The 21,105-nt window shown below is 59.3% G+C and carries 19 protein-coding genes; 6 read left to right on the top strand and 13 right to left on the bottom strand.

The genetic code is table 11. The features are described 5' to 3' along the window. Nucleotides 1-72 precede the first annotated feature (72 nt). Nucleotides 73-1,299, top strand: a complete 1,227-nt coding sequence (locus J5276_RS03530; protein WP_112154033.1) for a lytic murein transglycosylase — start codon at nt 73-75, stop codon at nt 1,297-1,299. A 465-nt stretch (nt 1,300-1,764) separates the two neighbouring features. Here J5276_RS03530 and metF read toward each other — a convergent pair whose 3' ends face one another. The 3 genes from metF to ettA form a co-directional block, all read right to left on the bottom strand. Further along, nucleotides 1,765-2,670 carry a methylenetetrahydrofolate reductase [NAD(P)H] gene (gene metF, locus J5276_RS03525; RefSeq protein ID WP_013636527.1) on the bottom strand — a complete coding sequence of 302 codons (906 nt, stop codon included), beginning with the start codon at nt 2,668-2,670 and terminating at the stop codon, nt 1,765-1,767. Nucleotide 2,671: 1 nt separating this feature from the next. After that, the gene (locus J5276_RS03520; RefSeq protein WP_112154034.1) at nt 2,672-3,685 is read right to left on the bottom strand and encodes a metalloregulator ArsR/SmtB family transcription factor; all 1,014 of its coding nucleotides are present in this window, start codon (nt 3,683-3,685) and stop codon (nt 2,672-2,674) included. Nucleotides 3,686-3,848: 163 nt separating this feature from the next. Then, nucleotides 3,849-5,498: an energy-dependent translational throttle protein EttA gene (gene ettA, locus J5276_RS03515; protein ID WP_003513287.1), complete on the bottom strand. Its 1,650-nt coding sequence runs from the start codon at nt 5,496-5,498 to the stop codon at nt 3,849-3,851. A gap of 127 nt (nt 5,499-5,625) precedes the next feature. Between ettA and J5276_RS03510 the strand changes: the two genes are divergently transcribed. The 4 genes from J5276_RS03510 (at nt 5,626) to J5276_RS03495 (ending at nt 10,396) form a co-directional block, all read left to right on the top strand. Then, a complete protein-coding gene (locus tag J5276_RS03510) occupies nt 5,626-6,597 on the top strand; it encodes an alpha/beta fold hydrolase (protein ID WP_174005766.1) in 972 nt (323 codons plus the stop codon). 100 nt (nt 6,598-6,697) lie between these two features. Further along, nucleotides 6,698-7,900 (top strand): CaiB/BaiF CoA-transferase family protein, encoded by a 1,203-nt coding sequence (locus J5276_RS03505; RefSeq protein ID WP_038491653.1) that lies wholly within the window; start codon nt 6,698-6,700, stop codon nt 7,898-7,900. Further along, a complete protein-coding gene (locus J5276_RS03500) occupies nt 7,897-9,564 on the top strand; it encodes a thiamine pyrophosphate-binding protein (RefSeq protein WP_162632969.1) in 1,668 nt (555 codons plus the stop codon). Before J5276_RS03505 ends, J5276_RS03500 begins: the two co-directional genes overlap by 4 nt. Before the next feature lie 67 nt (nt 9,565-9,631). Continuing rightward, nucleotides 9,632-10,396: a HugZ family protein gene (locus J5276_RS03495; protein ID WP_112154035.1), complete on the top strand. Its 765-nt coding sequence runs from the start codon at nt 9,632-9,634 to the stop codon at nt 10,394-10,396. 210 nt (nt 10,397-10,606) lie between these two features. Here J5276_RS03495 and J5276_RS03490 read toward each other — a convergent pair whose 3' ends face one another. The 3 genes from J5276_RS03490 to J5276_RS03480 form a co-directional block, all read right to left on the bottom strand. Continuing rightward, a complete protein-coding gene (locus J5276_RS03490) occupies nt 10,607-10,948 on the bottom strand; it encodes a RidA family protein (RefSeq protein WP_003513295.1) in 342 nt (113 codons plus the stop codon). Between the two features lie 49 nt (nt 10,949-10,997). Then, a complete protein-coding gene (locus tag J5276_RS03485; protein WP_003513297.1) occupies nt 10,998-11,336 on the bottom strand; it encodes a TIGR01244 family sulfur transferase in 339 nt (112 codons plus the stop codon). A gap of 142 nt (nt 11,337-11,478) precedes the next feature. Beyond that, the gene (locus J5276_RS03480) at nt 11,479-12,312 is read right to left on the bottom strand and encodes an aldose 1-epimerase family protein (protein WP_112154036.1); all 834 of its coding nucleotides are present in this window, start codon (nt 12,310-12,312) and stop codon (nt 11,479-11,481) included. A 156-nt stretch (nt 12,313-12,468) separates the two neighbouring features. Here J5276_RS03480 and J5276_RS03475 point away from each other — a divergent pair, with 156 nt between their 5' ends. Next, the gene (locus tag J5276_RS03475) at nt 12,469-13,860 is read left to right on the top strand and encodes a L,D-transpeptidase (protein WP_112154037.1); all 1,392 of its coding nucleotides are present in this window, start codon (nt 12,469-12,471) and stop codon (nt 13,858-13,860) included. A gap of 70 nt (nt 13,861-13,930) precedes the next feature. On the opposite strand, the gene J5276_RS03470 is transcribed toward J5276_RS03475, so the two are convergent. From J5276_RS03470 to J5276_RS03440, 7 genes are all read right to left on the bottom strand, one after another. Continuing rightward, nucleotides 13,931-15,136 (bottom strand): MFS transporter, encoded by a 1,206-nt coding sequence (locus J5276_RS03470; protein ID WP_209159547.1) that lies wholly within the window; start codon nt 15,134-15,136, stop codon nt 13,931-13,933. A gap of 46 nt (nt 15,137-15,182) precedes the next feature. Next, nucleotides 15,183-15,830, bottom strand: a complete 648-nt coding sequence (locus J5276_RS03465; protein ID WP_026330777.1) for a TetR/AcrR family transcriptional regulator — start codon at nt 15,828-15,830, stop codon at nt 15,183-15,185. Between the two features lie 59 nt (nt 15,831-15,889). Then, entirely contained in the window at nt 15,890-16,606 is a 717-nt protein-coding gene (locus J5276_RS03460) for a ParA family protein (RefSeq protein WP_080798104.1), read from the bottom strand. A 161-nt stretch (nt 16,607-16,767) separates the two neighbouring features. Next, nucleotides 16,768-17,151 carry a hypothetical protein gene (locus tag J5276_RS03455; RefSeq protein WP_035251832.1) on the bottom strand — a complete coding sequence of 128 codons (384 nt, stop codon included), beginning with the start codon at nt 17,149-17,151 and terminating at the stop codon, nt 16,768-16,770. Nucleotides 17,152-17,160: 9 nt separating this feature from the next. Continuing rightward, the gene (locus tag J5276_RS03450) at nt 17,161-18,306 is read right to left on the bottom strand and encodes an iron-containing alcohol dehydrogenase (RefSeq protein ID WP_003513312.1); all 1,146 of its coding nucleotides are present in this window, start codon (nt 18,304-18,306) and stop codon (nt 17,161-17,163) included. Further along, the gene (locus tag J5276_RS03445) at nt 18,303-19,691 is read right to left on the bottom strand and encodes an aldehyde dehydrogenase family protein (RefSeq protein ID WP_013636539.1); all 1,389 of its coding nucleotides are present in this window, start codon (nt 19,689-19,691) and stop codon (nt 18,303-18,305) included. Before J5276_RS03445 ends, J5276_RS03450 begins: the two co-directional genes overlap by 4 nt. 18 nt (nt 19,692-19,709) lie before the next feature. Beyond that, the gene (locus tag J5276_RS03440; protein WP_013636540.1) at nt 19,710-21,074 is read right to left on the bottom strand and encodes a glutamine synthetase family protein; all 1,365 of its coding nucleotides are present in this window, start codon (nt 21,072-21,074) and stop codon (nt 19,710-19,712) included. Nucleotides 21,075-21,105 lie beyond the last annotated feature (31 nt).

The raw sequence follows: 21,105 nt of genomic DNA, 5'->3' as shown, positions 1-21,105 counted from the left end.
AGATCGCTGGACCCGTTTTTTTGTCGCAAACATGTGGGTAAAGCGGGCTAACAACCTATCGAGGAAATTCTCATGCCCACTTTTCGGTCGCGCAGCATCATTTTTGCCGCCGCTCTGTCGCTTCTCTCCACCGGCTCCGCCCTTGCCACACCGCCTGTGGCCTCGCCTGACGATCCAAAGCAGGTTGCCTGCGGCGGTGATCTGGGCGTATTTCTCGAGGGCGTGAAGGCTGAGGCCGCTGCCAAGGGTGTTCCGGCGGCTGCCATCGAGAGGGCGCTGGCCGGCGCGCAGATAGACCCCAAAGTGCTTTCGCGTGACCGCGCACAGGGCGTCTTCCGCCAGACCTTCCTCGAATTTTCCCAGCGCACCGTCAGCCAGGCCCGTCTCGATATCGGCCGCAAGAAGCTGCAGGAGCTGTCATCAACCTTTGCCCGTGCCGAGAACGAATTCGGCATACCGGCTGGCGTCATTGCCGCCTTCTGGGCCATGGAGACCGATTTCGGTGCCGTCCAGGGCGATTTCAACACCCGTAACGCGCTGGTGACCCTCTCGCACGATTGCCGCCGCCCGGAACTCTTCCGTCCGCAATTGCTGGCCCTCATCGAAATGGTCCAGCACGGCGATCTCGACCCCACGTCCAACACGGGTGCATGGGCCGGTGAAATCGGCCAGGTACAGATGCTGCCCAAGGACATCATCGCCTTCGGCATCGATGGTGATGGCGATGGCCATGTCAACGTCAAGAGCAGCGCACCGGATGCGATCCTCACGGCGGCGAAATTCATCCAGCACCTCGGCTTCAAGAAGGGCGAACCCTGGATGCAGGAAGTTTCCGTACCGGAAAACCTGCCCTGGGAAAAATCCGGCCTCGGCGGTTCGCTTACCGCCGGTGACTGGTTTACCCTTGGCGTGACCCCGCGCGACGGTAACAAAAATTTCGCCTCCCTGCCCGCAGCCCTCATCATGCCGCAGGGCCGCAAGGGACCGACCTTCCTCACCTATCCCAACTTCAACATCTATCTGGAATGGAACCAGTCGTTCATCTACACGACCTCGGCTGCCTATTTCGCCAACCGTCTGATGGGCGCCCCTGTCTATAACAAGGGCAATCCCGATCCGGGCTTCGATGACGCGACGATGAAAGAGTTGCAGACCAAGCTTGAAGCGCGCGGCCACGATGTTGGCAAGGTGGACGGAATTCTCGGTTCCGGCACCCGCGTCGCCATCCAGAAGGAACAGCAGCGTCTCGGAATCCCTGCGGATGGATGGCCGACCCAGGCACTTCTCCAGGCGCTTTAACCTGTGTTAATCGCACCTTCGGGCCTTTAATCTATCGGCCGGAATCAAGGCTTAAACTGTTAATCTCGACCGGATGACTGGGGATAACACCCCGGTCATTTACTTTTTTTAAAGATATGAAGCACTGCGTGATGAGAAAATAATCTTTTATTTTCAACGAATTACAGAATTTACTTTTTTAAGCGGCCACAAAGCATGCTGCACCGCATCACAGAAACCGCTTTTCAAGTGCCACAAAACGGTCATATTATCGAACCTGTCAACAACAGGAGGCACCCATGGGACTTACAAAATCTCTCAATGCCTTGGCAGTCGGTTTGGCGTTTTTGTTCGTAGCGATGATGCTTTTCATCTGACGAGACGTGAAGACCAAACGCAGAAAAGAACCGTAGATGACACGAGTTTGAAAAGCGCAGGTCCTGTCGGGCCTGCGCTTTTTTCCTGTCGTAAATGGGATATCTGAAATCAGGCGGCGCTGCGGCGCAAACGCTCAAGACCGAGGTTCTCAAGCACCGCATCAACCAGCGGCGCACGGTTCATGGTGTAGAGATGGAACTCGTTGACACCGCGCCGTTGAAGATCGGCGATCTGCTCGGCAGCAACTTCCGCCGCAACGCGGGCGCGTCCCTCGAGATCGTCATCATAACCTGCAAAACGCTCATCCAGAAAACTGGGCACACTGGTACCGCAGCGGCCGGCGAAACGCTTGAGCTGGGTCAGGTTCTGGATCGGCATGATACCCGGAACGACCGGAATGGTGATGCCCGCAGCCGTAACCCGCTCCATGTAGCGCTCGAACACGTCATTATCGAAGAAGAACTGCGTCAGCGCCCGCGTTGCGCCGTTGTCCGCCTTGCGCTTCAGCATATCGATATCGACCGCATCGCTGGCGCTCTCCGGGTGCTTTTCGGGATAGGCAGAAACGGAAACCTCGAAATCGCTGATATCGCGTAGCCCCTTCACCAGGGCGGCAGCATTCTCGTAACCTTGCGGATGCGGCCTGTAATCCGTGCCGATACCGGTCGACGGATCGCCGCGCAGCGCCACGAAATGGCGAACGCCAGCATTGCGAAACTCTTCAACGACCTGATGCACGTCGTCACGGCTGGCATCCACGCAGGTCAGGTGCGCGGCGGTCGGCAGATGACTGTCACCGATCATCCGGCGCACCGCATCCAGCGTCGGCGCCTTGGTGGAACCGCCCGCGCCATAGGTGACGGAGACGAAATCCGGATCCCATTTCTTCAGCTCGGCAACCGTTTCCCAGAGCTGGTTCTCCATCTCGGGGTTCTTGGGCGGGAAAAACTCGAAAGATAACCGGATATCCCCCCGGATTTCGCCATTGTGGCGCGCGGTTTCCGACCTCAACATATCATGCCCTCCCGGCAGCAAGTAAAACGGCCTCTTGCACCACATCGTCTGCCATCAGCAGCCGCTGGTTGCGGGCAACCCATATCGTGACGTCCAAGGATTCATCGGACGCCCGTTCAGAATGAAGATCGACGGCACGGTCGAGCACGAGCCCGGCCTTTTTCAGCCATTCATCCATAAGCGGATGCGAAAAGCCGAGCCGCACATGCGCATGCTCGTCGCGAAGATGCTCGAAGGAATGGGGTGCAAGATCGATGACGATCAGCCGGCCACCGGGACGCAACATGCGGGCGGCTTCGGAAAGCGCGATCTCCGGCTGGTCGAGAAAATGCAGAACCTGATGGATGACGATCAGATCGAAATCCTGGCCTTCCAGCGGCAGGTTGAGAATATCGCCATGGCGAACGGATGCATTGACCACGCCCGCCTTGTCCAGATTGGAGCGCGCCACCGACAACATGTCGCGGCTGGCATCGACCCCGATTGCCCGGCGATAGATGCCGCTCAGAAGCTGCAGAATGCGGCCCGTGCCGGTACCGAGATCGAGCAGCGAGTCGATCGGGGTGGTTCCGACCAGCTTCAGCAACGCCCCTTCCACGGCCTCGTCGCTCACATGCAGGCGGCGCAGCTCGTCCCAGGCGGAGGCATTGCGGCTGAAATAATCCTGCGCCCGCTCCGCCCTTACCCGCTTGACGGTGGCAAGGCGTTCGCTGTCGCGCTGGAGAACGGCGTCAGAGGGCGATGCGGCGCCCAGCAGCTGCCTGATAACAACGGCGGGCTCGCCATCCTGCCGCAGGCGGAAATAGGCCCAGGCGCCTTCCTGATAGCGCTCGATCAACCCTTCTTCCGTCAAAAGCTTGAGATGACGGGAAATACGGGGCTGCGACTGGCCGAGAATTTCGGTGAGATCGGTGACGGTCAGATCGCCGGCCGCCAGAAGCGCCAGCAAGCGAAAGCGCGTCGGCTCGCCGGCCGCCTTCAAGAGATCCACCAATTTATCCAAACCGAACGCCACGTCTGCCGCACCTTGCAATCTAATCAACATATAAAGATATCTTTATGTCGGCGTCACGCGAGATGCAAGCGCAATTTGCCACGCTCTCCCCTCAAGCCCCATTTATTGCATCAAAAAAGGCCCGCTTTTGGGCGGGCCTTTCTGAAGTGATCCGAGAACAGGACTAGCGCGTCAGGCGCTTGTAGCTGACGCGGCCGGGCTTGATGCTTTCCGGGCCGAGACGACGGACCTTGTCCTTTTCATAGTCTTCGAAGTTGCCTTCGAACCATTCCACGTGGCTGTCACCCTCGAAGGCGAGGATGTGAGTGGCCAGACGGTCGAGGAACATGCGATCGTGGCTGATGATAACGGCGCAACCGGCGAAGGCTTCCAGCGCTTCTTCGAGCGCTGCCAGCGTTTCCGTATCAAGGTCGTTGGTCGGTTCGTCGAGCAGCAGCACGTTGCCGCCTGCCTTCAGCATCTTGGCAAGGTGAACGCGGTTACGCTGACCACCGGAGAGGTTGCCGACCTTCTGCTGCTGATCGCCGCCCTTGAAGTTGAAGGCGCCGCAATAAGCGCGGGAGTTCGTTTCGAACTTGCCGAGCTTGATGATGTCGTTGCCGCCGGAGATTTCCTCCCAGACGGTTTTGTCACCCGCCAGCGTATCGCGGCTCTGGTCGACGTAACCAAGGTGCACGGTCTCACCAATGGTCACCGAACCGCTATCGGGCTTTTCCTGACCGGTGATCATGCGAAACAGCGTGGTTTTACCCGCACCGTTCGGGCCGATGACGCCGACGATGCCGCCCGGAGGCAGCTTGAAGGTGAGGTTTTCGATCAGAACCCGGTCACCATAGGACTTTGTGAGGTTTTCCGCCTCGATAACGACGCGGCCCAGACGCTCGGCGACCGGAATGACGATCTGCGCGTCGCCGGGACGGCGATTTTCAGCGGCTTCCACCAGTTCGTCATAAGCGCGGATACGCGCCTTGGACTTCGTCTGGCGAGCCTTGGGGCTGGAAGCGATCCACTCCTGTTCGCGGCTGATGGCCTTCTGGCGCGAGGCGTCTTCGCGGGATTCCTGCTGCATGCGCTTGGCTTTTGCCTGCAGATAGGCGGAATAGTTGCCTTCGTAGGGAATACCACGGCCACGGTCGAGTTCGAGAATCCAGCCGGTGACGTTGTCGAGGAAGTAGCGATCGTGGGTGATCATCATCACGGCGCCGGGATAGTCGCGCAGGTGCTTTTCGAGCCAGGCGATGGTTTCAGCGTCAAGATGGTTGGTCGGTTCGTCGAGCAGCAGCAGGTCAGGCTGCGAAAGCAGCAGCTTGCAGAGCGCCACGCGACGACGCTCACCACCCGAAAGGCCGGTTACTGCCGAGTCGCCAGGCGGGCAACGCAGCGCATCCATGGCCATTTCGACCTGATTTTCCAGATCCCAAAGGTTCTGGCTGTCAATGATGTCCTGAAGCTTTGCGCCCTCATCCGCCGTTTCGTCGGAATAGTTCATCATCAGCTCGTTGTAGCGGTCGACGATTGCCGTCTTGCTCGCCACACCTTCCATGACGTTTTCCATCACGGTCTTGTTTTCGTCGAGCTTCGGCTCCTGCTCGAGATAACCGAGCGTCGCACCCTCAGCGAGCCAGGCCTCACCGGTATATTCCTTGTCGAGACCGGCCATGATCTTCAAAACGGTCGACTTACCGGCACCGTTCGGACCGAGGATACCGATCTTGGCATCGGGATAGAAGGAGAGATGGACGTTCTCAAGAACCTTCTTCGCGCCATAGGACTTGTTCAGCCCGGCCATGTGATAGATGAATTGACGTGCCATTGTAGCGAATGCTCCACATCGGATTTTAAAGAGTACGTATCGGGAAATTTGCCGCTATGTAGGGTAAATAGGACCTTGGGGCAACCTCTGGCACGATTATGACCCCATGATTATGACAAGGGATACCATGGCAGGCACGGGCGAAAGCATGAATGAGACGACGGATGACTTGACGTTCAGCCGGATTGAGAGGCTCGACGCTCCATCAGGCGCATCCATCGCCTTTCGCCACCAGCCCTCTGCCCTTTCTCCGGCGCGCGGCGTGCTGATGATCTGCCACGGCCTGGTGGAGCACGCCGGCCGTTACCGCCGTTTTGCCGATGTCATGGCAAAGCAGGGTTTCGAGGTCTATGCCCACGATCATCGTGGCCATGGCCGCACAAAGGCTGCCGATGCGCCTCTCGGTCGCTTCGCCTGGAAGGACGGCGCCGAGAAGGTCGTTGCCGATGTCATGGCGATGCGCCGGATGGTCGGCGAAAGACATCCCGGCCTGCCGGTCATCCTGTTCGGCCATTCCATGGGCGGCCTCGTGGCGCTCAACACCGCCGTCAGCCATCCGGATGCCTTTGATGCTCTGTCCATCTGGAATTCTAACCTCAATCCCGGTGTCATGGGCCGTCTTGCACAGATCGTGCTGCGCCTTGAAAAGATGCTGAAAGGCTCTGATGTGCCGAGCGCCATCCTGCCCAAAGCAACCTTCCGTGCCTGGAATGCCAGAATGCCGGAAAAACGCACTCATGCGGACTGGCTGAGCCATGACAGGGTAGCGGTGGACGCTTATGTGGAGGATCCGCTTTGCCAGTTCGAGGCCAGCGTCTCCCTGTGGCAGGATGTCTTTGAATTGTCCTATCGTGCGCCGAGGCTCATCGAACGCCTGCCGAAGACGCTGCCGATTTTGCTTGTCAGCGGCGATCAGGATGCCGCGACCAATGACGGCAAGGAGATCGTCTGGCTTGCCGAACGCTTCCGCGAAGCGGGTTTCGGCCATGTCGAACACACGATCTATCGGGGCATGCGCCACGAAACCCTGAACGAGATCGGCTGGCAAGCCGTAGCTGCGGATTTCGCCGCCTGGTGCAGCCGCGTCGTTGGCAACTGACGAGCCTTTGCCGAAACGGAATAAGTCCATGAGATAAAATCACATGCGGCAATGCGGGGAGACGTCTATAAACCGGCAAGCAGAAAACACCGGGGGACAAATGACCGAAACGCCGAACAGGAAACCGCCACTATCAGGCATTCGCGTCATCGAACTGGCGCGTGTTCTGGCCGGTCCCTGGGCGGGGCAGATGCTGGCCGATATGGGTGCGGATGTCATCAAGGTCGAGAATCCTGAAGGTGGAGACGATACCCGCGCATGGGGTCCGCCCTTTGTCGAAAGCGCCGATGGCGAAAACCTCTCCGCCGCCTATTACCATGCCACCAATCGCGGCAAACGCTCCATCGTCGCCGATCTCAAGACGGCGGAAGGCTGTGCGCTGGTGCGGCGGCTCGTGCGAACCGCCGATGTTGTCATCGAGAATTTCAAACGCGGCGGGCTTGCCAAATATGGCCTCGACTATGAGAGTCTCAGGGTTCTCAATCCGAAGCTGATCTATTGCTCCATCACCGGCTTCGGCCAGACCGGACCCTATGCCGATTTCGCCGGTTATGATTATATCGTGCAGGGCATGTCCGGTTTCATGTCGATCACCGGCGAACCCGACGGTCAGCCTATGAAGGCGGGCGTTGCCGTTGCCGATATCTTCACCGGCATCTATTCCGTGTCAGCCATTCAGGCCGCGCTGATCCACGCCATGCGGTCAGGTGAAGGCCAGCATATCGACATGGCGCTTCTGGACGTGCAGTCGGCCGTGCTCGCCAACCAGAATATGAATTACCTGATTTCCGGCAATGCCCCCGTCAGGCTCGGCAACGCCCATCCGAATATTTCCCCCTATGAGGTGGTGCCGACGGCTGATGGTTTCCTGATCCTCGCGGTCGGCAATGACGGCCAGTTCCGCCGCCTCTGTAATATTCTCGGCATTGGCGCGATTGCCGATGACGAGCGTTACGCGACAAACAAGGCCCGCGTGGCGCACAAGGTCGAGGTCCGGCAGATCATTTCGACCGAAACGCTGAAATGGCAGAAGCGCGATCTTCTGACCGCTTGCGAACAGAATGCCGTGCCGGCCGGGCCAATCAACTCCATCGAGGAAATGTTCGCCGATCCACAGGTTCAGGCACGCGGCCTGCGTGTTGATCTCGAGGCGCAGGATGGCACCGTCATCCCCGGTGTGCGGACACCGATTATCATGTCACAGACGCCGCTGCGTTACGAACGCCCGAGCCCGAAGCTTGGCGAGCATCAGGCGCAAGTGCTGGCCGAACTGGAAAACATCGAAAGGACCACGACGCCATGAAAGCAACCGGAATGAAAAGAACAGGCGGACAACTGATCGTCGAAGCGCTGAAAGCCAATGGCGTCTCCCGCGTTTCCTGCGTTCCCGGTGAAAGCTATCTGGCGGTGCTGGACGCGCTTTATGAAAGCGGGATTGAAACCGTGGTCTGCCGCCAGGAAGGCGGCGCTGCCATGATGGCCGACACCTGGGGCAGGCTGACCGGCGAACCCGGCATCTGCATGGTAACGCGCGGTCCCGGCGCCACCAACGCCTCGGCCGGCCTGCATATCGCAAGGCAGGATTCCATTCCGATGATCCTGTTCATCGGCCAGGTACAGCGCGAAGCCCGCGAGCGTGAGGCGTTTCAGGAAGTGGAATATCGCCGCGCCTTTACCGAATTCGCCAAATGGGTGGGCGAGATCGACGATGCGCGCCGCATTCCGGAATTCGTCACCCGCGCCTTTGCCGTCGCCACCTCCGGCCGCCCCGGCCCCGTGGTGCTGACATTACCCGAAGACATGCTGGTTGAAGAGGTTGAAGCCCCCGAGGCAAAGCCCTATACCCCGGTCGAAGCGCATCCCGGCCCGTCGCAGATCGCCGCTTTCTCAAAAATGCTGGGCGAGGCCAAGCGGCCAATCTTCATCATCGGCGGCACACGCTGGTCCGAAGAAAGCGTCGCAAGCTTCACGGCTTTTGCCGAAAGGAACAAACTGCCCGTCGGCTGCTCCTTCCGTCGCCAGATGCTGTTCGATCACTTGAGCCCGTCTTACGCGGGCGATGTCGGCATCGGCATCAACCCGGCCTTGGCGAAGGAAATCAAGGAAGCCGACCTCGTGGTGCTGCTCGGCGGTCGCCTCTCGGAAATGCCTTCCTCCGGCTACACGCTGATCGACATTCCCTACCCGTCGCAGAAACTTGTCCACATCTACCCGGAAGCCGAAGAGCTTGGCCGCGTCTATCGCCCCGATCTCGCAATCTGCGCCTCACCGGATGATTTCGTCGCCGCCCTTTCTTCCGTAACGCTCCCCGATAACGCCGCCTGGGCGGACCGCACGGCCACCATGCATTCGGCTTACCTCACCTGGTCGACACCGCCGCAGACCGGTCCAGGCGCGGTGCAGATGGGTCCGATCATGGACTGGATCGAGGCCAACGTGCCGGATGATGCCATCTTCACCAATGGCGCGGGCAACTATGCCACCTGGGTACACCGCTTCCACCGCTTCCGCCGCTTCAACACTCAATCGGCGCCGACCTCCGGCTCGATGGGGTACGGCCTGCCGGCGGCTGTGGCCGCCAAGCACCTGTTTCCCGAGCGCGAGGTGATCTGCTTTGCCGGTGATGGCTGCTTCATGATGCATGGGCAGGAATTCATCACCGCCGTGCGGTATGGACTGCATATCATCACCGTGCTGGTCAACAACGGCACCTATGGCACGATCCGCATGCATCAGGAGCGGGAATATCCCGGCCGCGTCAGCGGCACCGATCTCGTCAACCCGGATTTCGCGGCCTTCGCCAAGGCCTATGGTGGCCACGGCGAAACGGTCGAAAAGACGCAAGACTTCGCCGCCGCCTTCGAACGCGCCCGGGCAAGCGGCAAGGCCGCCATCATCGAGGTGAAGCTGGATGCCGAAGCGATCACGCCAACCCGCACGCTGACCCAGATCAGAAGCCGGACCTGATATTGCGCATGGACATGGCTCCGGCATGGTGTAAATCCTGACTAGAACATACAGGTTAGGAAACGACATGCCGGATTCAGCCCCTCCCGTCATCACCCCACGTGGCGCAAAGATCGAACCTTCGGCCGGTGCGCCATTCGAGGCAGTGCGCGTGGCACGCGATGTCCTGCACACATCCCGCACGGCGGCGCTCGCGACCCTCGATCCGGTCAGCGGTTATCCCTATACGACCGCCACCAATATCGGCATAGAGCCGGATGGTACACCGTTCTTCTTCGCGGCGGGCCTGACGCTGCATGCCCGAAACATGGAGGCCGACCCGCGCATCTCGTTGACACTTGCCCCCTTCGGCAAGGGTGACGCGCTTACGCTGGCCCGGCTGACAATGGTAGGCAAGGCGGAACTGATCGATCCGGAAGAAGTGCCGCTAGCCAGACAGCGCTACATCGACCGCTATCCCAAGGCAAAACTCTACCTCTCTCTTCCCGATACAAGGCTCTACCGGCTGCGGACAGAGGGCGTGCAGATCAATGGTGGCCCTGCCCGTAACGCCAGCAACATCACACCTGCCGATCTGCGCAGTGAACTTTCCGGCGCGGAACAGCTGATGGCTGCGGCAGCGGACGAGGCCGCGCGCCTCAACGCCATCAAGGGTGAGGCATCACGGCTGGCCGCTCTTGCGGGTGCGAAAACCGCACGCTGGAAAATCACTTCCATAGACCCTGATGGTATCGACCTCGCCTCAGCCAACGACCTGGCACGGCTGTGGTTTGCAGAACGGGTGAAGACGTTGAAGCAGCTTGAGAAGGCGCTCGCCCAGCCAGTGAAGTGATGGGCGCAAGCGATTCACAAACCTGGGACAATCGCCTCTCCTCCGTCATGCTCGGGCCTGTCCCTAGCATCTGCTACCTATCAATTTGCGATAAGTGATTGGATCCTAGGAACAAGCCCGAGGATGACAAAACGAGCGTTTCGAATTTTCCCAACAAAAAAGGCCGGGCTGCATTCCGCAACCCGGCCTTTCTCAAAATCAAACCGTTACTCAGAGAGCAGCGGTAACGATGAACTCAACCTTGTAGTCCGGAGTAGCAAGCGCCGCTTCGCTGGTGGCGCGGGCCGGCGGGTTTGCCGGGTCGATCCAGCCTTCCCAGACGGCGTTCATTTCGCCGAAGGTGGACATGTCGGAGAGGTAGATGATGGTCTGCAGGATCTTCGACTTGTCGGAACCGGCAGCGGCCAGCAGACGATCGACTTCAGCCAGCGCCGACTTGCTCTGATCGGTCACGGACACGCCCTCACCGACCTGGCCGGCCAGATAAACAGTGTTGCCGTGGATAACGGCGCCGCTCATGCGCTTGCCCGGTTCGATACGCTTGATGGTCATGGAAAACTCCTGTTGATTGGCTTTAGAAAATCGAATTATCCGCGGAAAATCAGCCGCGCAGGTGGTGGGTCTTTTCGTAGATCGCGGTCGAGCGCGCGCCGGAACGGCAATAGCCGAGCATCGGGCGCTGCAATTCGTCAAGCGCATCCACCATGCCGGTAACCGCATCCGCATCGACGCCGTAGCGGCCAACCGGTACATGCACGATAGTCAGGCCAAGCTGTTCGGCACGCTCGGCAATATCGGCGAAAAGCGGCTGGCCTTCTTCTTCGCCATCCGGGCGGTGGCAGACGATCGACTTGAAGCCGAGTGCCTTGACCTCGTCGAGATCGGCAACGCTGATCTGTCCCGTGACCGAATATTCGTCGTCTATGCGCCTGATATCCATATTAATGCCTCCGCTTAAACCGGCGCCTTGGCGCCGCTGGCACGCTGTCGCCACTGTCTGAAATCCGCATCCGATGTAAGGGCTCAAAACTCTTGCGTCAATGATGCGGCGCCTTCATTCGGTACACCATTCAGTCCCCTATTCAGAGGATGGAAAAGCGAAGACCATAGGAGCGGCTTTCGCCCGGCTGCAGCATATTGAACTCGCCGGCGGCCTCAAGCTCGCCGCGCCCCACCCAGCGGTGCGAAACCGGTTCGATGCCAAGCACATTGGCCGGATCCTTCTGGTTCCGCCACATCTGCAGATAGGGCAACGTCTCCGTGCCGAAACGTACTTTCAGCGTCTTGCCGCCAATTGCGGCAATCGGACCGAGCGCAAGTTCCGCCCATTCGTCCTGACCGGCGGGTACACAGAACACCGTGCCCGGCTCCTCGCCAAAGCGCCAGCCATGACCACCGCCATCGAACATGGCACCTTCCAGCCGAACGGCCTCGTCAAACAGCCGCGCGCCGACATTCATGTGGTACATCAGAAAGACCGGGATCGGCCGCGAACTCGTATTGACGATCCGGTCATCGAGGCTCACTTCTCCGCTTTCGCCATCGATGCGCCATGTCCGCTCGAGAAGGGCCGTGTCGCCATCGGCAAGGTTCACGGGAACCTCGGCACGCGCCAATGCATTGGACTCATGAACGTCGAAGGCAACTATTTTGGCGGGATGCGCGGAGAAGGACCCATGCAAAGGATATCGACGCCCCTCGCCCTCACCGCCGATCGGTTCGGGATGGCGGATATGATCGGGACCGCAGGTGAACAGAAAGCCTTCCAGCGAATGGTCAATGCGCGGATCGCCATCATCTGGAATGGCACGGCCGGGCGCGATGTCGATACCATCGACAACACAGGCGCCAATATCGAAAACGGAGGTTTCATCGAGGAAAATGCGTGGCGATTTGCCGGCCTGAAACGAACGCAAGACAACCTCCCTGTGGCAGTAAAAGCGCAATAATCACGGAAACGCTACTAACCGTGACGTAAATTAAGATTGCTTTAACCGTGAATTCACCTTTTTCACAATAGGGTCAAGATTACGGTGTGTTTATCGGTGAACGAAGTAAGGGATAGCAGAATCGTGAAACAGTTTGTTAACGCAGCTCTGGGTCTGGCGATTGCCTTGGCGGCGATTTGCGCGCCTCTACAGGCTGGCGCGCAGCAGCGTTATGGCTATCAGGAACAGCCGGTTCTGGTGACGCCGGATGGCCGTGTTCTCGACTTCGTGCCCCAACGTGGCGACATCGTCATCAGTCGCGACAATATGGGCCGCACGGTATTTTATGACCGGTACGGCAACCTGCTGGCCACTGAAATGCCGTCAGGCTATCAGCAGCGGCAACAGGTACAACAGCGAGACACCACCTATTATCCCCCGGCCCCCGGCGGTGAATACCGTGAGCCGCAGCGCGATTACGGTTATCAGGATAATGGAAGCGTGCGCGATTACCGCGAATATCGCGGCAATGGTTCCGGCGACGATGTCTATACCGGCTCGGTTCCCGGCCCGGGCGCTGTCGAAAGCGCGCCGCTCAACCAGCCGATGCCCGAAGAAAGCACCACGGCTGCCGTTCCGCAGCCGCAGCACCTGATCGAGCGCCACACGCCCGTCACCACACCGGTCAACAGGTCTCGCCAGGAGATCGTGGCACTTCAGACCTTCCTCGACCGCGAAGGCATCTCGCCCGGCGTGATCGATGGCAAGATGGGCGACAACGTCAACAAGGCGATTGCCGCCTGGCAGGACATGACCGGCGAAAAGCTCGACCCGAACAATTCCGAGGACATTCTCGAGCGTCTGCGCGCCTCCGGCGGCATGCCGATCGTTGATTATACGATCACCGCAGCCGATGCAGCCGGCCCCTATGTCGCCTCCATTCCGGATGACTATGCGGAGAAGTCGCAGTTGCCCGCCCTCTCCTTCACCTCCACGTCGGAGGCGTTGGCCGAGCGCTTCCACATGGACGAGACCTATCTGAAAGAACTGAACCCCGGCATCGATTTTTCCGTGCCCGGCACCATCATCAAGGTGGTCAATCCGGGGGAACCCAAAAAGGGACAGGTGGCCCGCATCGTCGCGCATAAGGGCATCAAGCAGGTCTTCGCTTATGGAGAGGATGGCGCTCTGATCGCCGCTTATCCCGCTACCATCGGTTCTACCGACACGCCCTCGCCAAGCGGCACGCACACCGTCGAGCGCGTCGCGCTTAATCCGGGTTACACCTACAATCCGAAGATCAACTTCAGGCAGGGCCAGAACGACAAGATCCTGCAAATCCCGCCCGGTCCAAATGGCCCTGTTGGCACGGTCTGGATTGCCCTGTCCAAACCGACCTACGGCATCCACGGCACGCCGGAACCCTCGAAGATCGGCAAGACCAACAGCCACGGCTGTATCCGCCTCACCAACTGGGATGCGACGGAGTTGGCAAAAATGGTCCGCCCCGGCGTCGTGGTGGAATTCGCGGAATAGGTTTGACCGCGAAGACGAATTGCAAAAGCCCGGCGGATGTCATTCCGCCGGGCTTTTTCGTTGATGGATGTTATCCGCGCTTTTCGGTCAGGAAGTAAAGCAGCGCCGCCGCTGGTAGAGCAAAGCCGACCCAGGACGCAGCACCCCATTCCCCGACGGAATAGGCCCAGCCGCCGACGGCAGAGCCAATCGCACCGCCCATGAAAAATGTCGCCATGTAGACGCCGTTCAGACGGCTGCGGAATTCCGCCCCGAGCGTGAAGATGGCGCGCTGACCCAGCACCAGATTGGTGGTGACGCCGAAATCGAGAACGATGGCGGCGACCACGAGAATGCCGAGTGCCAGATGCGATCCTTCCGGCGCAAGATGCGTGACGGCGAATGACAGCGCCGCTGCCACCATCGCGGCAAAAGTAGCGGCATAGGTCCAGCCCCGGTCAGCCATGCGCCCCGCAATCGGCGCGGCGACGGTGCCTGCTGCACCGGCAAGGGCAAACAGCGCAATCTGGCCCTGGCTGAGATTGAAATGCGGCCCGCTCAGATAAAGCGGCGTCGTCGTCCAGAACAGGCTGAAGGCAGCAAACAGGAAGGCGTGATAGATCGCCCGCCGCCGCAGGATAGGCGTATGGGCGGCAAGCCTGCCCATGGAGGCCATCAACGCCCCATAACCCAGCCTTGCCTCAGGCACACGAACGGGCAAAAGGCGATAGAGCACAACGGCGAGAATTGCCATGACGCCAGCCGACGTCAGGAACACACCGCGCCAGGAGACCACTTCCGACAGGAGGCTGGAAACCGGGCGCGCCAGCATGATACCGGCCATCAATCCGCTCATGACATTGCCGACCACCCGCCCTCGAACAGCGTGCGGCGCCATGTGCGCCGCATAGGGAACGATAACCTGCACCGCGACCGAACTGATACCCACCAAAAAGGCGGCAATCAGAAAAGGCGCCGCATGCGGAGCGAAAGCCGCCGCGAGGAGCGCAAGCACCGCCATCGAAACGGTGCTGACGACCAGCCTGCGATTCTCGACCAGATCGCCTAGCGGCACCACGAACAGCAGCCCGACGCCGTAACCGATCTGCGTCAGGGTCACGATCAGACCGGTTGCGCCGGCAGACAGGCCAAGCTCCTCCCCGATGATGCCGGCAAGGGGCTGGCCATAATAAAGATTAGCGGCAATCAGTCCGCAGGCGGTAGCCAGCAGAAAAGTCAGGGCCGGGGAAATGGATGTTTCGTAAACATCCTCCCCTTCAACTACACGCGTCGTCATCATTTTCTCCAATATGGAAACGAATGTTTCCTAAATAGCCGCAAAATCATTCGGCAAGTTTCAGGGCGATATCCACCACGGCCGTCATCTCTTCCAAACTGCGCCCGGTCTTTCCCACCACCCGCATCCCGTACATCATGCACAACATCGCTCTGGCGAGATCATCGGGATCAGTCTTCGACTGCACGGAACCATCCCTCTGCCCCTCAGCCACCAGCCGGGCAACGATCCGCTCCCTCGCCTTCACCGCCCGCTCGACCACGACAGCGATATCGTCGTCCAGTGCGGCGAGATCGGCGGCAGCGCCAACCACGAGGCATCCATCCGAACCGGTGGCACCGTGCGACCGTTCCGCATAAAACATCAGGCCGGCTCGCAAACGCTCGTAACCGGTATCATAACCGGCAACGGCGGCTTCAAACCGCTCCGTCTGCAAGGTCCTGTAGCGCTCCATCGTCGCGATGAAGATGGATTTCTTGTCCTTGAAAGCCTTGTAGAGACTGCCCTGCGCCAGTTCCATCGCATCGGTAAGATCACCGACAGAGGTGGCGTGATACCCGCGCCTAGAAAAAACACGGATTGCTCCATCAAGCGCGCGGTCAATATCGAACTCGCGTGGCCTGCCGCGATGGCGTTGTTCCGGGGAATTGGTGTGGCTGGTATCGGTCATGATCGCAATATAGGAAATGATCATTTCCAAATCAAGCAAAAATAATGCCCGCACCTCCAGCAGTCCGGGCATTGGCAGTGTTTTCAAGCCGCCTTGCGGGTGAAAAAGCGCGCGGGTTGGGTGCCTAACCGCGACAGGCGTTTCGGCAAAAGGCCTAGCACCTCGCTCGCGAATGCTTTCGCATTCTCCACCGCCTTGTCGATATTGCTGACCTTGTCCTTGTCGAGACAGAGAAGCGTTCCGCCATAATCGAAGATATCGCGATAGGCCGCTCTTTCGACAATGGGCGTATTCAGAACCGAAACGTTTTTTTCGGCCAGCAGCATTTTGACGAGCAGCAGCGAGCGGGTCGCCACCATGGCATTGACCCGCGTCAGCACGATGGAGTGGGCGATCGCCTTGCCCATCTTGCGGTTAAGGAACTCGATATGGTCAAGAACCTCCGCAGCCCCGCGCGCATCCATGGCGCAGCCCTGCACCGGTATCAGCACATGGTCGGAAATACCAAGCGCCATGGTCAGAAGCGGGTTTTTCGCTCCCGGCAGATCGATGATGAAACAGTCGGTATTGGCATTGTTTTCGCGGATATGCCCCTCGAGGGACGCCATCGTGACATGCGAAATTACCGAGAGATTTTCGATCTCGCCTGATAATTCGTGCCAGCGGGAAATCCACAATTGCGGATCGGCATCCAGAACCGTCACGCGGTGGCCGCTGCGGGCAAGTTCGGTTGCCAGAAGCAATACGGCAGTTGTTTTTCCCGCGCCGCCCTTGGTGTTGGCAAAAGTAATGACAGGCATGATATCCCCTGATGATCAGAGCCGTTTCATGCTCATTCATGCACCGAACCAATCATGGTGCTTTCCATAACCTTAACGAACATGGTTAAGAAAATACTAAGATCGTTTGTGTGGACAACAAAAAGCCCGCGATAAACCGCGGGCTTTTGCCATCTGATTGATCACGCCAGCTTTCGGCAGGAACCCACATCGTCCGCACGCAGGCGACCGGCTTTTAGATCCTCGTACTTCGGCAAGTTCAGGGAACTGCCCAGCCTTTTCTCAACAGTTGCACGATCAAGCGTAATCATGCGTCCGGCGCTGGTGAAGGACACCATGCCGTTCTTTCCAGAATACGCCATAGTCGCGCGCATTTCACAGAAATAGCGGTCTGAACCCCTGGACAAATTCCATCCCCGGATTCCCGCCTTATTGCTCGACAGAGCTCCGACTTTGTAACCTTGACCGGAAAGTTCCCTGAAAGAAGCGGCCTGCGCCACAAGGGGCAGGCTTAGAAACGCCACTGCGAGCAATGGCGAAAAAACTGAAAATCTCATGGCTGCCATAACTACCCTTTAAAAGCAGTCCTCAAACAATTTCCTGGTATTCTCCAGCGTCATCGGCACCGGATTGCCGCCGCAGCTCGGATCCTTGATCGCTTCTGCCGCCAGTTCGTCGATGCGGTCAGGCTTAATGCCCATGGCGGTCAGGTTATCAGGCACGCCGAGTTCCTTGCGAAGCTCCAGCACATAATCATAGAAACCATCGAAACCGCCCGAAATGCCGAGATATGCGGCAGCGCGGGCAATCTTGTCTTCGATGGCCGGGCGGTTGAAACGCAGGACGGCAGGCATGACCACGGCATTGGTCATGCCGTGATGGGTGTTATAGACAGCGCCGATCGGATGCGAGAGCGAGTGAATGGCGCCGAGACCCTTCTGGAAGGCAACCGCCCCCATCGCAGCCGCCGCCATCATATTGGTGCGCGCTTCGATATCCGTGCCGTCCTTATAGGCGCGTGGCAGGAATTCCTTGACCAGACGCAGGCCTTCAAGCGCAACGCCGGCGCTCATCGGATGGAAGAACGGCGACGAATAGGCTTCGAGGCAATGGGCAAAGGCGTCCATGCCCGTGCCTGCCGTGATGACCTTCGGCATGCCGACCGTCAGTTCCGGATCGCAGATGACGACGCCGGGCAAAAGCTTTGGATGGAAGATGATCTTCTTCACATGGGTCTGCGAATTGGTGATGACGCTGGCGCGGCCAACTTCCGAACCGGTGCCCGCCGTCGTCGGAACCGCGACGATGGGCGCAATCTTCGAGGCGTCCGCCCGCGTCCACCAGTCACCGATATCCTCGAAATCCCAGACCGGGCGCGTCTGCCCGGCCATGAATGCGATGGTCTTGCCAAGATCGAGGCCGGAACCACCGCCGAAGGCGACGACGCCGTCATGGCCGCCATCGCGATAGGCTTTTACGCCGGCTTCCATGTTGATTTCGTTGGGGTTCGGATCGACGTCGGCGAAGATCGCCCGGCCGAGCCCAGCCTCTTCCAGTACATCGAGCGCATGCGCGGTAATCGCCATATTGGCAAGGCCGCGATCCGTGACGAGAAGCGGCTTCTTGATGCCGAGCGTCTTGCAGGCTTCCGCCAGTTCCTTGATCCGGCCACGGCCAAGCTTGACGGCGGTGGGATAGCTCCAGTTGGCGACGATATTCATTTCGTGACTTTCTTCAGATGGTAGGATTTCGGTCGGGTCAGGTTCTGGAAACCGAGAACGGAAAGCGAGCCGCCACGGCCCGTTTCCTTCACACCTGTCCAGCAGAGCGCGGGATCGAGATAATCCGCACGGTTCATGAACACGGTGCCGGTTTCGATCTCACGGCCGATACGCCCGGCACGCGCTGCATCCTGCGTCCAGAGCGAGGCAGTGAGGCCATATTTGCTGTCATTCATCAGGGCGATGGCCTCGTCGTCGTTTTTCACCTTCATGATGCCAAGAGCGGGGCCGAAGGTTTCTTCGGTCATGAACTCCATTGAATGATCGACATTGACGAGCACTTGCGGAGCGACGTAAGCGCTCTCGCCGTCATCGGCAGGGAAAAGCTTGGGATCGACCAAAGCCTTGGCGCCCTTTGAGACGGCATCAGCGATCTGTGCGCGCACCACCTTGGCGAAACGCTTGTTGGCCATCGGCCCGAGTGTCGTTTCCTGTTCCAGCGGATTGCCGAGCTTGTAGTTGGACACCCACGCCACGGACTTCTCGACGAATGCGTCATAGAGGTTTTCGTTGACGTAGATACGCTCGATGCCGCAGCAGCATTGCCCGGAATTATAGGTCGCGCCATCCATCAGCGTATCGACGGCAGCGTCGAGATCAGCATCCTCCATCACATAGCCGGGGTCCTTGCCGCCGAGTTCAAGCCCGAGACCGGTGAAGGTGCCGGCAGCAGCACGCTCAATGGCTCGGCCGCCTTCCACCGAACCGGTGAAGTTGACGAAATTGAACAGGCCTTCGGAAATCAGCGCCGAGGTCGTGCCGTGATCGAGGAAGACATTGATGAAGACATCGTCAGGCACGCCCGCCTCGACGAAAGCCCGCACCATCCGCTCGCCGACGAGAAGCGTTTGCGCCGCATGTTTGATGACGACTGTGTTGCCGGCCATCAGAGCCGGGGCAACGGTATTGATCGCCGTCATGTAGGGATAGTTCCACGGCGCGATGACGAAGACCACGCCATGTGCTTCGCGCTCGATGCGGCGTTCGAAATTGCCGCTTTCCTCGATGACGAGCGGCGCCAGCGCATCCGCCGCAATGGAGGCGACATAATTGGAGCGCTCGTTGAAGCCCTTGAACTCGCCGCCATAACGAACCGGGCGGCCCATCATATGCGCCAGTTCCGGCACCACCTCGGCCACCATTTCATTAAGGCGCGCCACACCTTTGAGAACCAGCTGAACGCGGTCCTCAAGCGGACGTCGCGCCCAGTCCTTCTGCGCCTTGCGCGCTTTCGAAACGGCGGCGCGCGCCGCTTCCAGCGACATCGCCTCCCGCTCGGCATAAACCGAGCCGTCGATGGGCGAGATATTCTGGATCATGGTCATGATGTTTTCCCGTAATGATTAGGCTCTCTCGAAACCGCGCGCCACTTCCCAGTCGGTCACGCGGCGGTCGTATTCTTCCTGCTCCCACCTTGCGGCATGCACATAGTGATCGACCACGTCGTCGCCAAAGGCCTCACGCAGCATTTTCGATCCGTCCAGGAAGGCGGTCGCGTCGCGCAATGTCTTGGGTATCTCGCGCACGTCCTTCCCGCCATAGGCGTCACCGACAAAAGCGGGCTCAAGTTCGAGTTTATTTTCAATGCCGTCAATGCCCGCCGCAAGAAGGGCGGCCATGGCGAGATAGGGATTGAGATCCGACCCGCCGACACGACACTCGATACGGATGCCCTTGGTTTCCGCGCCGCAAAGGCGGTATCCTGCCGTGCGGTTGTCGAGGCTCCATATCGCCTTGGTCGGCGCGAAGGTGCCAGCCATGAACCGCTTGTAGGAATTGATGTAGGGCGCCAGGAAATAGGTGATGTCGCTGGCATGCGCCAGAAGCCCGGCAACATAATGCCGCATCACATCCGACATGCCGTGTTCGCCGTCCTTGTCGAGGAAAGCCGGCTTGCCATCCAGGCTCCACAGCGACTGGTGGATATGCGAGGAACTGCCAGCGGCATTGTAGTTCCACTTGGCAAGGAACGTCACCGCCTTACCCTTCGACCAGGCGATCTCCTTGGTGGCGTTCTTGATGATGGCGTGCCGGTCGGCCATGGTCAGCGCCTCGGCATAACGCACATTGATTTCCGCCTGACCGGGAGACGCCTCGCCCTTGGAATTCTCGACCGGAATTCCCGCACCCTGCAGGCCCTTGCGCAGCGCCCGCATGACGTCCTCTTCCTTGGTCGTCTGGAAGATATGATAGTCTTCGTTGTAGCCGCTGGCGAGGTTCAGGTCCCTGTAGCCGCTGGCGCGTGCCGCATCGAAGGTCTGGTCGAACAGGAAAAATTCGAGCTCGGTGGCCATATAGGCCTTCAGCCCCATCGCCTCCAGCCGCGCCACCTGCTTTTTCAGCAGCGCGCGCGGCGAATGCGGCACTTCTTCATGGGTGTGATGATCGAGCACATCGCACAGAACCAACGCCGTGCCTTCCAGCCACGGCACCTTCCGCAGCGTCGAAAGGTCGGGCTTCAGCGTATAGTCGCCATAGCCCTTTTCCCAGCTTGAGGATTTGTAACCGGGAACGGTTTCCATCTCCATGTCGGTGGCAAGCACATAGTTGCAGCTATGGGTTTCCTCAAAGGCGCTTTCAACGAAAAACTCCGCCTGGAACCGTTTGCCCATCAGACGCCCCTGCATGTCGACAAGGCAGGCCAGAACCGTGTCGATGCGCCCTTCGGCCACATCCATCTTCAGCGCGTCGAATGTATAGCTCGTCATTTTGTCCATCCCTTTTCATGTGGCGAGCAGG

This window comes from Agrobacterium sp. S7/73, assembly GCF_019355535.1.
Taxonomy (GTDB): Bacteria; Pseudomonadota; Alphaproteobacteria; order Rhizobiales; family Rhizobiaceae; genus Agrobacterium; species Agrobacterium tumefaciens.
Note: the sequence above shows the minus strand (reverse complement) of the source record. Positions and strands in the feature narration are given on the sequence as shown.

Bases quoted from the DNA above. Each gene is read 5' to 3' on its own strand.
- J5276_RS03440 (WP_013636540.1), bottom strand. From the start codon at position 21,074: ATGACGAGCTATACATTCGACGCGCTGAAGATGGATGTGGCCGAAGGG.
- J5276_RS03460 (WP_080798104.1), bottom strand. From the start codon at position 16,606: ATGCCTGTCATTACTTTTGCCAACACCAAGGGCGGCGCGGGAAAAACA.
- J5276_RS03490 (WP_003513295.1), bottom strand. From the start codon at position 10,948: ATGACCATCAAGCGTATCGAACCGGGCAAGCGCATGAGCGGCGCCGTT.
- J5276_RS03485 (WP_003513297.1), bottom strand. From the start codon at position 11,336: ATGGATATCAGGCGCATAGACGACGAATATTCGGTCACGGGACAGATC.
- J5276_RS03450 (WP_003513312.1), bottom strand. From the start codon at position 18,306: ATGAATATCGTCGCCAACTGGAGCTATCCCACCGCCGTCAAGCTTGGC.
- ettA (WP_003513287.1), bottom strand. From the start codon at position 5,498: ATGGCACGTCAATTCATCTATCACATGGCCGGGCTGAACAAGTCCTAT.
- J5276_RS03530 (WP_112154033.1), top strand. From the start codon at position 73: ATGCCCACTTTTCGGTCGCGCAGCATCATTTTTGCCGCCGCTCTGTCG.
- J5276_RS03505 (WP_038491653.1), top strand. From the start codon at position 6,698: ATGACCGAAACGCCGAACAGGAAACCGCCACTATCAGGCATTCGCGTC.
- J5276_RS03510 (WP_174005766.1), top strand. From the start codon at position 5,626: ATGGCAGGCACGGGCGAAAGCATGAATGAGACGACGGATGACTTGACG.
- J5276_RS03470 (WP_209159547.1), bottom strand. From the start codon at position 15,136: ATGACGACGCGTGTAGTTGAAGGGGAGGATGTTTACGAAACATCCATT.
- J5276_RS03495 (WP_112154035.1), top strand. From the start codon at position 9,632: ATGCCGGATTCAGCCCCTCCCGTCATCACCCCACGTGGCGCAAAGATC.
- J5276_RS03465 (WP_026330777.1), bottom strand. From the start codon at position 15,830: ATGATCATTTCCTATATTGCGATCATGACCGATACCAGCCACACCAAT.
- J5276_RS03500 (WP_162632969.1), top strand. From the start codon at position 7,897: ATGAAAGCAACCGGAATGAAAAGAACAGGCGGACAACTGATCGTCGAA.
- J5276_RS03445 (WP_013636539.1), bottom strand. From the start codon at position 19,691: ATGACCATGATCCAGAATATCTCGCCCATCGACGGCTCGGTTTATGCC.
- J5276_RS03455 (WP_035251832.1), bottom strand. From the start codon at position 17,151: ATGGCAGCCATGAGATTTTCAGTTTTTTCGCCATTGCTCGCAGTGGCG.
- metF (WP_013636527.1), bottom strand. From the start codon at position 2,670: ATGTTGAGGTCGGAAACCGCGCGCCACAATGGCGAAATCCGGGGGGAT.